Source organism: Flavobacterium sp., from assembly GCF_021151785.1.
In the GTDB taxonomy this organism is placed as follows: Bacteria; Bacteroidota; Bacteroidia; order Flavobacteriales; family Flavobacteriaceae; genus Flavobacterium.
The window spans coordinates 18,478-31,119 of record NZ_JAGKWP010000015.1; the positions used below are offsets into that span (position 1 = coordinate 18,478).

12 protein-coding genes and 1 tRNA gene are annotated in these 12,642 nt (G+C 33.6%); 8 read left to right on the forward strand and 5 right to left on the reverse strand.

Features of this window, described 5'->3' with window-relative positions; all coding sequences use genetic code 11:
* Positions 1-15: 15 nt before the first annotated feature.
* The 8 genes from murC to QZ824_RS02885 all read left to right on the forward strand — a co-directional run bounded on the left by murC (position 16) and on the right by QZ824_RS02885 (position 7,568).
* Entirely contained in the window at positions 16-1,365 is a 1,350-nt protein-coding gene (gene murC, locus QZ824_RS02850) for a UDP-N-acetylmuramate--L-alanine ligase (RefSeq protein ID WP_291274525.1), read from the forward strand.
* The gene (locus tag QZ824_RS02855) at positions 1,352-2,074 is read left to right on the forward strand and encodes a cell division protein FtsQ (RefSeq protein ID WP_291274526.1); all 723 of its coding nucleotides are present in this window, start codon (positions 1,352-1,354) and stop codon (positions 2,072-2,074) included. Before murC ends, QZ824_RS02855 begins: the two co-directional genes overlap by 14 nt.
* Before the next feature lie 12 nt (positions 2,075-2,086).
* Entirely contained in the window at positions 2,087-3,487 is a 1,401-nt protein-coding gene (gene ftsA, locus QZ824_RS02860; protein ID WP_291274527.1) for a cell division protein FtsA, read from the forward strand.
* Between the two features lie 33 nt (positions 3,488-3,520).
* Positions 3,521-5,530, forward strand: coding sequence for a cell division protein FtsZ (gene ftsZ, locus QZ824_RS02865; protein WP_291274528.1), 2,010 nt, complete (start codon positions 3,521-3,523; stop codon positions 5,528-5,530).
* A 110-nt stretch (positions 5,531-5,640) separates the two neighbouring features.
* Positions 5,641-6,090 carry a GatB/YqeY domain-containing protein gene (locus QZ824_RS02870; protein WP_291274529.1) on the forward strand — a complete coding sequence of 150 codons (450 nt, stop codon included), beginning with the start codon at positions 5,641-5,643 and terminating at the stop codon, positions 6,088-6,090.
* A 37-nt stretch (positions 6,091-6,127) separates the two neighbouring features.
* Positions 6,128-6,201 (forward strand) — tRNA-Arg (locus tag QZ824_RS02875).
* Between the two features lie 14 nt (positions 6,202-6,215).
* Positions 6,216-7,088 (forward strand): zinc-dependent peptidase, encoded by an 873-nt coding sequence (locus QZ824_RS02880; RefSeq protein ID WP_291274530.1) that lies wholly within the window; start codon positions 6,216-6,218, stop codon positions 7,086-7,088.
* A 60-nt stretch (positions 7,089-7,148) separates the two neighbouring features.
* Positions 7,149-7,568: a CBS domain-containing protein gene (locus QZ824_RS02885; RefSeq protein ID WP_291274531.1), complete on the forward strand. Its 420-nt coding sequence runs from the start codon at positions 7,149-7,151 to the stop codon at positions 7,566-7,568.
* Between the two features lie 52 nt (positions 7,569-7,620).
* Here the strand turns inward: QZ824_RS02885 and rpe are convergent, their stop codons facing one another.
* The 5 genes from rpe to QZ824_RS02910 all read right to left on the reverse strand — a co-directional run bounded on the left by rpe (position 7,621) and on the right by QZ824_RS02910 (position 12,614).
* A complete protein-coding gene (rpe, locus tag QZ824_RS02890) occupies positions 7,621-8,280 on the reverse strand; it encodes a ribulose-phosphate 3-epimerase (protein WP_291274532.1) in 660 nt (219 codons plus the stop codon).
* A 190-nt stretch (positions 8,281-8,470) separates the two neighbouring features.
* Positions 8,471-9,334, reverse strand: coding sequence for a sigma-70 family RNA polymerase sigma factor (locus tag QZ824_RS02895; RefSeq protein WP_014389330.1), 864 nt, complete (start codon positions 9,332-9,334; stop codon positions 8,471-8,473).
* 140 nt (positions 9,335-9,474) lie between these two features.
* A complete protein-coding gene (locus QZ824_RS02900) occupies positions 9,475-11,643 on the reverse strand; it encodes a polyribonucleotide nucleotidyltransferase (RefSeq protein ID WP_291274533.1) in 2,169 nt (722 codons plus the stop codon).
* 145 nt (positions 11,644-11,788) lie between these two features.
* Positions 11,789-12,058: a 30S ribosomal protein S15 gene (rpsO, locus tag QZ824_RS02905; RefSeq protein ID WP_014389310.1), complete on the reverse strand. Its 270-nt coding sequence runs from the start codon at positions 12,056-12,058 to the stop codon at positions 11,789-11,791.
* Between the two features lie 103 nt (positions 12,059-12,161).
* Complete coding sequence (locus QZ824_RS02910; protein WP_291274535.1) at positions 12,162-12,614, reverse strand: GAF domain-containing protein; 453 nt, start codon at positions 12,612-12,614, stop codon at positions 12,162-12,164.
* Between the last annotated feature and the right edge of the window lie 28 nt (positions 12,615-12,642).

The window sequence follows — 12,642 nt, forward strand, 5'->3', positions numbered from 1 at the left end:
TAACTTGGAAAAAATATGAATTTAGCTCAAATACATAACGTTTATTTTATCGGTATCGGAGGAATCGGAATGAGTGCTTTAGCGCGCTATTTTCAATTCATTGGAAAAAATGTAGCAGGATATGATAAAACAGCAACTCAACTAACAGATGAGTTAATTCAAAATGGTTTGGAAATCCACTTTCAGGATGATGTTAATTTGATTGACGAGCGATATAAAAATCCAACAAATACTTTGGTTGTAGTAACTCCAGCGGTTCCAAAAGACCATGCCGAATGGAATTATTTTTTGTCGAATGGATTTACAGTAAAAAAGCGCGCTGAAGTATTAGGAATAATTACAAAAGATACGTTTTGTTTTGCGGTTGCAGGAACCCACGGTAAAACCACGACTTCGAGTATTTTAGGACATATTTTGTTTCAAAGTGGCGTAGACGTTACTGCTTTTTTGGGTGGAATTGTGGAGAATTATAATTCTAACTTAATTGGTTCAGGAAAAACAGTGACTGTTGTAGAAGCAGATGAATTTGATCGTTCATTTTTACATTTACATCCAAACTTATCATGTATTACTTCAATGGATGCAGATCATCTTGACATTTATGGTGATGCTCGTGCTATTGAGGCGACATTTAAAGAATTTGCAGAGAAAGTTCCTTCAAGTGATTTGTTTATAGTGAAAGGATTACCACTAGATGGAAATACAGTAGCGGTAAATGTAGGGGCTGATTACATTGCTCAGAATATACGCATTGAAAACGGATTTTATGTGTTTGATGTGCAAACACCTACCGAGACTGTTGAAAATATAAAATTTGGACTACCAGGACATCATAATTTAACCAATGCGTTACTGGCTTTCGCAATGGCAAAATCATACGGTGTAGCGAATAATAAAATTATTGCTGCATTAGCTAGTTTTAAGGGGGTAAGAAGACGTTTTTCTTTTCAAATAAGAGAAGAGAAGCTGGTTTATATTGATGATTATGCACATCATCCAACAGAGATCAATGCGGTGCATCAAGCTGTAAGAGAATTATATCCAAATAAAAAAATAGTAGCTGCATTTCAACCTCATTTGTTTAGTAGAACAAAAGATTTTATTGATGGGTTTGCTAACAGTTTATCTCAGTTTGATGAGATTGTTTTGTTAGATATTTATCCTGCTAGAGAATTACCAATGGAGGGTGTAACCTCTAGTTGGTTGTTAAGTAAAATAAACAATCCAAATAAACATTTGTTGACTAAAGATGAAATGATGGATTTTTTTAGAAAATCAAATGCTGAAGTGTATGTAACAATTGGAGCTGGTGATATTGGAGAGTTAGTAAAAGACATTAAAAAGCTATTAAATGAAAAGGTTTAAATGGCAAAATATTCGTTTAATTTTGATTCTTTTTGTGATGGTATTTTTGTTTGCCTTTGCATTAAATCGAAATAATAAAAGAAAAATAGAGAAGATAAAAGTTGAATTTCAAGGGGATAACAAAATGTTTTTAACACATGAAATGGTTAATAACTTGTTAATACAAAATTTAAAACAGGCTTCTACAATTCAAAAAGAACAAGTAGATTTGATGGATTTGGAAAGTGTGTTGGAAAATCATCCTTTTATTGAACAAGCCGAAGTTTTTGCTTCTGAAGACGGAATGTTAATAACTAAAGTACAGCAAAAGTCCCCAATTGCTAGAATGGTTAACAATAGCCGAAATTTTTATGTTGATAAAAATGGAAATATTTTTGAGTTGTCTAGTGTGTACTCAGCAAGGGTTCCACTTGTGAAAGGTATAATCAAGAATGAATTCAAAAAAGGTTTTATTGGTACGCTGAATGAAATCAATAAAGATGATTTTTTGAAGAAAAACATTATTGCAATTGAGGTATTAAAAGACGGAAGTTTAAAAATGATACCAAGAGAATATGATTATGAAATTATATTTGGTAAGCCCATCTTGATAGAAAAAAAATTTAAGAATTATAAAGCTTTTTATCAATTTGCAACCAGAGACACCCTTTTAGATAAATACAAATCAATCAATTTAATGTTCACACAACAAGTTGTGTGTTCAAAGTAAAAGAATAGGAATATGAATAAAGAAAGTATTGCGGTAGGATTAGATATTGGTACAACAAAGATTGTAGCCATGATCGGCAAGAAAAATGAGTATGGTAAATTAGAAATTCTAGGTGTGGGTAAATCTAAAAGTTTAGGTGTACACCGAGGAGTGGTTAATAATATTACTCAGACCATTCAGTCTATTCAACAAGCAGTTGCAGAAGCGGAAAATAATTCGGGCTACAAAATTAATGATGTAGTAGTAGGCATCGCTGGTCAACACATTAGAAGTATTCAACATCATGATTATATCATCAGAAAAAATGCAGATGAAGTAATTGGTGATTATGATATAGAACAATTAACTTCCCAAGTGCAAAATTTAGCTATGTTGCCTGGAGAAGAAATTATCCATGCATTACCACAAGAGTTCAAGATTGACGGTCAGTCAGAAATTAAAGAGCCAGTGGGAATGTATGGCGGAAGAGTAGAATCAAGTTTTCATATTGTTGTAGGACAAGCAGCATCAATTCGTAATTTAGGCAGATGTGTAAAAAGTGCAGGTCTTGAATTAACAGGCTTAACTTTGGAGCCATTAGCTTCTTCTGATGCTGTTTTAAGTCAAGAAGAAAAAGAAGCTGGAGTGGCTTTAATTGATATTGGTGGAGGTACAACAGATTTAGCTATTTTTAAAGATGGAATTATCCGTCATACAGCAGTAATTCCTTTTGGAGGTAATGTAATCACTGATGATATTAAAGAAGGTTGTTCAATCATTGAAAAACAAGCTGAATTATTGAAAACACGATTTGGTTCTGCATGGCCTGGAGAAAATAAAGACAATGAAATTGTTTCAATTCCTGGGTTAAGAGGACGTGAGCCTAAAGAGATTTCATTAAAAAACTTATCGAAGATTATCCATGCACGTGTGGTTGAAATCATAGAGCAAGTGTATGCCGAAATTAAACAATATGGACACGAAGAACCAAAGAAAAAGTTAATTGCTGGTATTGTTTTAACAGGTGGAGGTGCGCAATTAAAACATATTAAACAGTTAGTGGAATACATTACTGGTATGGATACTAGAATTGGTTACCCAAATGAACATTTAGCAGGTAATTCAGATGAAGAATTATCAAGCCCTTTGTATGCAACCTCAGTAGGATTAGTAATGGAGAGTTTACGTAATAACTTAAATAGTGCTACTCCATTTGTTGAAATGAAACGAGAAGAACCGGTAGTAGTTAAGCAACCAGCTATTCCATCATATGAAGAGCCTACTTCTTCGCAAGATGAGGAAGAGGTAAAAGCAGAGCAAAATAATGTTACACCTCAAAAAGTAGAGGAGCATGTGCCTGAAACACCTAAAAGAAGATATGATTTTAATAATCTTTTAGGGAAAATTAAAGAATTTTTAGATAACGCAGAATAATAGCAATTATATAACTATAAAATAGCCAAATATATGGAGAGCAACAACGAATTTGGAAACATTATGTTTGATTTACCAAAAAATCAATCAAATGTTATTAAAGTTATAGGAGTTGGTGGCGGAGGAAGTAACGCCATCAATCACATGTTCAAACAAGGAATTATAGGAGTAGATTTTGTAATTTGTAATACAGATTCACAAGCACTTCAAAGCAGTCCAGTTCCAAATAAAATTCAGTTAGGAGTAAACCTGACAGAAGGCTTAGGAGCAGGTGCGAAACCAGAAGTAGGTCATCAAGCAGCTCTAGAAAGTATAGAGGAAATTGAGAAAATGCTTGATGCAAATACTAAAATGGTTTTTATTACTGCGGGTATGGGTGGTGGAACAGGTACAGGTGCTGCTCCAGTTATTGCTCAGTTGGCAAAAGAAAGAGGGGTGTTGACAGTTGGTATCGTTACAATTCCATTTCAATTTGAAGGAAAAGTACGTATTGAACAAGCCATGCAAGGTGTTGAACGTCTTAGAAAACAAGTAGATTCATTAATTGTTATCAATAATAATAAATTAAGAGAAATTTATGGTAATCTTGGATTTAAATCAGGATTCGCTAAAGCAGATGAAGTTTTAGCCACTGCTTCTAAAGGAATTGCAGAGGTTATTACTAAGCACTTGACATTAAATATCGATTTAAAAGATGCTGAAACTGTATTGAGAGAGAGCGGAACAGCCATCATGGGCTCAGCGTCGGCTTCTGGTGTTGATCGTGCTCGTGTGGCTATTGAAACTGCTTTAGACTCTCCATTATTGAACGATAATAAAATTACTGGTGCCAAAAATGTATTGTTGCTTATCACTTTTGGTGCTAATGAGATTACTTTTGACGAAATGAATGAAATTAATGAATTCATTCAGTCAGAAGCTGGCTATAATGCAAATATTATTATGGGGGCAGGTGAAGATGAAAATATTAACGATCCAGATACAATTAATGTTACAGTGATTGCTACGGGTTTTAATACCGATCAACAAATTGAAATTGTTAATGCTGAGCCAAAGAAAATCATTCATACATTGGATGGAGATCAAAAGGTTGTGCATAATTTAACACCAAATGCTGTAGCTCCAGCAGTATCTGTTGATCAGCCTATCTCAACCCCTGAAGCTATTGTTAAAACTGATAAACAAGAAGAGGAGCGTGTGGTTTTTAATTTAGATACTTTTGAGGTAGAAACGCCACAGGTTATAAACGAACCTTTATCTGAGTTAATTCCAACCACTGATTCTATTAGAAATCTTGATGTCTTCTTTGAAATTGTTTCTCCTGTTGTAGAACAACCTAATTTAACAATCAATACACCAGTTGCGCAACAAATAAGTTCAATTGAGACTTCAATAAAGCCAATTGATCAAGAATTTGAAATTATCACTTCTCAAGTGAGAGAAATTGAAGTGGTTGAGCCTCAGTTTGTAGTGACGAAAGATGAATTTAATTTTTCATTAGATTTGTTTAATGCTAAATCTGAATCACCAGCAAATAATACAGTCGTTTTTGATTTGACTAATGAAGTAAAGGAAATTAATGTCAATGAGCCTGTTCAAGTAATGCCAGTGACAGAAATGAATCAAAATGGTGTTATTCGTTACACATTAGAGGAAGAAATAGAAATAGCTTCAGAACCTATAGCTGAAACCAAGGTAAATGTAACACCAATTGAGGAGGAATTAAACTTTACCGTTAGACAAACATCTGTTGCAGAGACAGTTTCTAATTTAGAAGTTTCTCCACTCGAAATGTCAATTGAAGACACCTTAAGAGCTAGAGCAGAGGAAAGAAAAAGAAAACTAAAAGATTTTAATTATAAGTTTAATAATCCAGGAAGAATTGATGAGTTAGAAAAAGAGCCTGCTTTCAAACGTCAAGGTTTAGATGTGACGAGTATGCCTAACCAAAATAATCAGTCTAGATTATCTTTGGGTATAGATAGTAATGATGATGTTCAATTACGTTCTAATAATTCTTTCTTACATGATAATGTAGATTGATTTCAATAAATTTTTATAAAGAAATCCCGTTTAGCACTGAAAACTGAACGGGATTTTTTATTAATTTCGCAATTCAAATATACGATTTCAAAAACCTTAAAAATAAAACAATGAGTTTAGAAAAAAATATCATGGATCATATGAAAGAAGCCATGAAAGCAAAAGATACTATAGCGTTGGAAGCTTTACGTGCTATTAAGTCGGCTATAATATTAGCTAAGACTGAGGCAGGAGCCGGGGATGAGTTATCCGCAGAGGATGAGATTAAAATGTTACAACGTTTAGTAAAACAAAGAAAAGACAGCGCTACTATTTACAAAGAGCAAGGACGTGCTGACTTAGCTGAACCAGAATTAGCTCAAGTTGCTGTAATAGAAAAATTCTTGCCTGCGCAATTAACAGAGGCTGAAGTAGAAGTAGTTGTAGCAAAAATAATTACTGATAACGGTTTTTCAGGTATGGCGGCTATGGGGCAAATTATGGGGTTGGCTTCTAAAGAATTGGCAGGAAAAACGGATGGTAAAACCATTTCTAACGTTGTAAAGAAACTTTTAGCATAGTAAAAACAAGTGGTTTTTAAATCACTTGTTATACAAAGGCCTCGTAGCTCAATTGGATAGAGCACTGGATTTCGGCTCCAGCGGTTGGGGGTTCGACTCCCTTCGAGGTCACTAATTTATTTTTTATGGAAGAGCAAACCATTGCAGAAAACTATGAGTTGGTTTTTGCAGATTATGTAGGAATGGTTTTATGTGTACTTCCATTGATCTTGATGGTTGTTTTCTTTGGATTTTATTTGATAGAAATTATTTACCAACGTAAGTATAAAAAACCTCTTTTTGTTTTTGCTCAATTGTTTACTAAAAAAGTATCGTTACATCATCAAAGTATCCTAGTAGAGCACTTTTCATTTTACCGAAGATTGAAGCCAAAATATAAGCGTTTTTTTGATCATAGGGTACGTCATTTTATAGAAAAGACTCAATTTGAAAGTTTATCTTTATTGATTGATGAAGAAATGAAAGTGCTGATTGCAGCTACTCATGTAAAATTAACTTTTGGTCTTAGAGATTACATGAATCCATTGATTAAGACGATTTATATTCATCCAGATATTTATTTTTCAGAAGAGACACAACAATACCATAAAGGAGAATTTAATCCAAAATTAAAAGCAATTGTGCTTTCTTGGAAACATTTTTATGAAGGAATTGCTATTACAAATGATAAATTAAATCTTGGTTTACATGAGTTTACACACGCATTGCATATCAAGTCAATGCAAAATGATAAAACTAGTCATGTATTATTTAAAGAGGAGTTAGAAAGTATGTATCGAGCAATGGAAAATACGGAGTTGAAAGCGAAGTTGCTAGATTCTGGAATCATTCGAGACTATGCATTCACTGATCAATATGAGTTTGTAGCTGTTTTACTTGAACATTTTTTCGAATCACCAGAAGAACTAAAAACGTACTTTCCTGGTGTTTATACCAAATTAAAACAAATGATTAATTTTAACGAAAATTATTTCAAACCAAATTCAGTAATGAAGTGATATATGTCATAGTTTTTGTATTGAAATTAAATTAATTTTATACTATTAATTAGATAGTATATGAAAAAAAATGTCCCTGTTTCAACTATAATGACGACAAGTATCATTAAGTTGAATATTACAGATACGTTAACTAAAGCTGAAACTTTATTTAAAAAGAATCATATCCGACATATTCCTGTAGTGAATAGTAATAAAATTGTAGGTATGTTGAGCTATACAGATTTGTTGCGAATTTCTTTTGCTGATGCTGTGGATGAAGATGATACTATTATAGATTCAACTGTTTATAATATGTTTAGTGTAGAACAAGTAATGTCTAAAAATCTTGTATCGGTTTCACCAGAGACTACAATTAAAGCTACAGCTGAAATTTTAGCGAAAAGAGAGTTTCATGCATTGCCAGTATGTGAAGGAGATCTATTGGTAGGAATTGTGACCACAACTGATTTGATTCAGTATTTAATTGATCAATATTAACATAAAAAACCTGATTTAATACTCACTCAAATCAGGTTTTTTATTCTTTGTATTATTTCGTAATTACTTTTAGGTCGGCTATAGTTGCAATGGGATCTTTTGCGCCAAAAACATAGCTGCCAGCAACTAACACATTAGCCCCAGCGTCTACTAGTTTTTTTGCATTCTTATTAGTTACTCCACCATCAATTTCAATGAGGGTATGGGCTTTATTTCTTCTGATAATTTCAGCCAATTGAGCCACTTTATCATATGTTTTTTCAATAAATGATTGTCCTCCAAAACCAGGATTTACACTCATTATACAAACCAAGTCAATGTCATTAATTACATCTTCTAGTAAAGCAACATTTGTATGCGGATTCAATGCTACACCAGCTTTCATACCTTCTGCTTTGATAGCTTGAAGAGTTCTATGTAAATGGGTGCATGATTCATAATGAACGGTTAAATAGTCAGCCCCTAATTTCTTAAAAGTAGTAATATAACGGTCAGGATCAATAATCATTAAATGTACATCAATAGTTTTTTTTGTATGTTTAGTAATAGCCTCTAAAACAGGCATTCCAAATGAAATATTAGGAACAAAAACGCCGTCCATAATGTCAATATGAAACCAATCGGCCTGGCTAATGTTAATCATTTCGATGTCACGTTGTAAATTAGCAAAATCTGCTGCTAATATAGATGGAGCAATTAATGTGTTTTTCATGTGTATAAAGTGTGTGTTGTTGTTGCAAAGATAGTTTATACTAGATAAGTTTAAAAATCTTTAAGCAGAAATGTAAAAGTACTAAAAATAAAACCTCGGTAATCAGCCGAGGTTTCAATCATCAATCAAAAAACGAACAGTCATAAGACCGTTGTTATCTTTATAGTGTCACACTTAGTTTGTTAAAGTGTTATCCTAAATAAGTTTTTAATATTTTACTTCTAGAAGTATGTTTTAATCTTCTAATCGCTTTTTCTTTAATTTGACGAACACGCTCACGAGTTAGGTCAAAAGTTTCTCCAATCTCTTCCAAAGTCATTGGGTGTTGGTCACCTAGACCAAAATACAAACGAACCACATCAGCTTCTCTTGGTGTTAAAGTTTCTAATGCTCTTTCAATTTCAGTCTGTAATGATTCGTGAATTAATTCTCTATCAGGATTTGGAGATTCACCTGAACGTAAAACGTCGTATAAGTTAGAATCTTCACCTTCTACTAGAGGAGCATCCATTGACAAGTGACGACCTGAATTTTTCATTGACTCTTTAACATCATTTACCGTCATGTCTAACTCTTTTGCAATTTCTTCAGCTGAAGGAGCACGTTCGTTAGATTGTTCCAATAAAGCGTACATTTTATTGATTTTATTGATTGAACCAATCTTATTTAAAGGTAAACGTACGATACGAGACTGTTCTGCTAATGCTTGCAAAATAGATTGACGAATCCACCACACAGCATAAGAAATAAATTTGAATCCACGAGTTTCATCAAAACGTTGAGCGGCTTTGATTAATCCTAGGTTTCCTTCATTAATTAAATCTGGAAGTGTTAATCCTTGATTTTGATATTGTTTAGCTACTGATACAACAAAACGTAAATTAGCTTTTGTTAATTTTTCAAGTGCTCTTTGGTCACCTGCTTTAATACGTTGTGCTAACTCTACTTCTTCATCAGCAGTGATAAGGTCAACTTTGCCAATTTCTTGTAAATATTTGTCAAGGGAAGCGGTTTCACGGTTGGTAACCTGCTTGGTGATTTTAAGTTGTCTCATTAAATTCTCTCCTTACTTTTTTAAAGTTCTTATTGTTATACGTAAGAGGTTTCAAAAAAGTTACAAATAATTGAAATAAAATTTAAGAGCCTCAATTTAATTTTAAATTGAGGCTCTTTTTATGAATTAACTTAACTAAATTAACCTTGAGGTTTATCTTTTTTCTCAGTAGGTTTGTCTTCTCTTGGCGGTCTTGGTAATAGTGCTTTTTTAGAAACTTTTTCTTTCTTAGTTTTTGGGTCAACACCTAGGTATTTTACCATGAAAACATCTCCCATTTTAACAACATCAGCTACATTTTCAGTTCTTTCCCAAGCCAATTCTGATACGTGTAATAAAACTTCATTTCCGGGAGCTTTTGTGTATTCTACAACAGCGCCAAAATCTAACATTTTAATTACTTTTACTTCGTAAGCTTCTCCAACTTCAGGTTTGAAAATAATTGAATCGATTTTCGCTAATACTGCATCAATTCCATCTTGATTAGTTCCTAAAATTTCAACTACTCCTTTTTCGTCAACTTCATTAATAACAATGGTTGTTCCAGTAGCTTTTTGTAATTCTTGAATTACTTTACCACCAGGACCTATTAAGGCTCCAATAAAGTTTCCAGGGATAGTTCTAGTGATGATTTTCGGAGCATTTGGTTTAACTGAAGGACGTGGTTGAGCAATAGTTTCAGTAATTTTACCTAAAATATGCATACGACCTTCTCTAGCTTGACCTAAGGCTTGTTCCATGATGTCGTAACGTAAACCATCGATTTTGATGTCCATCTGACAAGCGGTAATACCGTCAGCAGTTCCCGTTACCTTAAAGTCCATGTCTCCTAGGTGATCTTCATCCCCTAAGATATCAGATAACACAGCAAATTTCTCACCATCTGTAATTAATCCCATGGCAATTCCAGAAACTGGTTTTACCATTTGAACACCAGAATCCATTAATGCCATTGTACCTGCACAAACTGTAGCCATAGAAGAAGATCCGTTAGATTCTAATACTTCAGAAACTACACGAATGGTGTAAGGACAATCAGCAGGAATCATATTTTTTAATGCGCGTTGTGCTAAATTTCCGTGACCAACTTCTCTTCTTGAAGTTCCTCTTAAAGGTTTTGCTTCACCAGTTGAGAATGGAGGGAAGTTATAATGTAAGTAGAATTTCTCTTCACCTTGTTCAGATGGCGAGTCAATTACATTCGCTTCTCTTGAAGTTCCTAAAGTTACAGTTGCTAAAGCTTGAGTTTCTCCACGAGTAAAAATAGATGAACCGTGAACTGATGGTAAATAGTCGATTTCGCACCATATTGGACGAATATCAGTTGTTTTTCTACCATCTAAACGAATTCCTTTTTCTAAAATTACGTTACGAACTGCTGTTTTTTGAACTTTATAATTGTATTTGCTTACTAATTCTGCTAAATCTGGGTTTTCTGTATATTCTTCTTCTGAAAATAAAGCTTTAACTTCTTCTTTAACAATTGCAAATTTTTCTCCTCTTTCACTTTTTGCTGATGCTTCTTGTGCGATAGCATAGTATTTGTCATAAGAAGCTGCTTTTACTTTTTCGTAAATGCTTTCATCTTCTTTTTCTGGTTCATATTCTCTGTAAGCAGGCGAACCAATTGCTGCTCTTAATCTTTCTTGAGCTTCAATTTGGACTTTAATCGCTTCGTGAGCAAATTTAATAGCCTCTACCATTTCGGCTTCTGATATTTCTTTCATCTCACCTTCCACCATACAAACAGAATCTTTAGAAGCTCCAATCATCATGTCTATGTCAGATTGTTCTAGTTCTTCTCGGCTAGGGTTGATGATTAATTTACCATCTACTCTAGCAACTCTCACTTCGGAGATTAAATTATAGAATGGAATGTCTGAAACAGCTAGGGCTGCAGAAGCAGCTAATCCAGCTAATGCATCTGGCATTACATTATCGTCATGACTCATTAATTGAATCATTACTTGGGTTTCAGCATGGTAATCGTCTGGGAAAAGTGGACGCAAAACACGATCAACTAATCTCATGGTTAAAATTTCTTGGTCGCTTGGACGGGCTTCTCTTTTAAAGAATCCGCCTGGGAAACGACCAGCTGCAGCAAATTTTTCGCGGTAATCTACTGTTAATGGTAAAAAATCCACTCCTGGATTGGCAGTACGGGCAGAAACTGCAGTCGCAAGCAACATAGCGTCGCCCATACGTACCACGACAGACCCATCTGCTTGTTTGGCTAATTTTCCTGTTTCGATTGTGATTGATCTTCCATCACCTAAATCGATAATTTCTTGGGTTACTTTTGGAATCATAAATTGTTCGTTCAATAAATAATTTAAACAAAGGGTTTAGTTGTGTTGTTGTTGTGTGTTGTTGTAGTTGTTTGAAACCCAATGAAAAACCAAACTTTGTCTGTCTTTTTTTTGTAAACAAAAAGGGGCACAAAGCCCCCTTGAATTATTTTCTGATGTTTAATGTTTTCAGAATCTCACGATATTTGTTGATATCTTTTTTCTTTAAGTAGTCAAGTTGACTTCTTCTTTTACCTACCAACTTTACTAATGAGCGCTCAGTGTTGTAATCATGACGATTTCTTTTTAAGTGCTCAGTTAAGTGATTGATTCTAAAAGTAAACAATGCGATTTGTCCTTCTGTTGAACCTGTGTTCGTTGCTGCACCTCCGTGAGTTGCAAAAATTTCAGCTTTTTTCTCTTTCGATAAATACATGCTAATATTATTTAAATAATTATTATGTAGATTGAGTGTTTCTCAATACGGGTGCAAAGGTAACTTTATTTTTTTAATTACCAAACCTTTTCGCATTTATAAACTAAAAAAGTGTAGCAACTTGCTCATTTACAAATTCTAAGAAGTTTTCGTCTTCTTCTGTAAATGGATTTAATACATGGCTGTCAATGTCAATTTGGCCAATATTTATTCCATTGACAAACAGAGGAACCACAATTTCGGATTTTACTGTTATGCTACAAGCGATATAATTATCTTGAGCTTTAACATCAGGGACAACGAAGTTAGTGTTAGATTCTGCTACTTGACCACAAATACCTTTCCCAAAAGGAATTACCGTATGATCTGTTTCTGCACCTACATAAGGTCCTAAGTGTAATGTTTTTGTTTCATGGTTAGCAAAATAATAGCCGACCCAGTCATAATGAGTTACAGATTCAGATAATAGTTGGCATATTTTTTGAAGTTTTTGGTCTCTTTCTAATTGACTTTGAACAATTATTTCAACTTGGGGCTTTAAATTTTCAAAATTCATAGTTAATTTTTTGGCAAAATTAAATTTT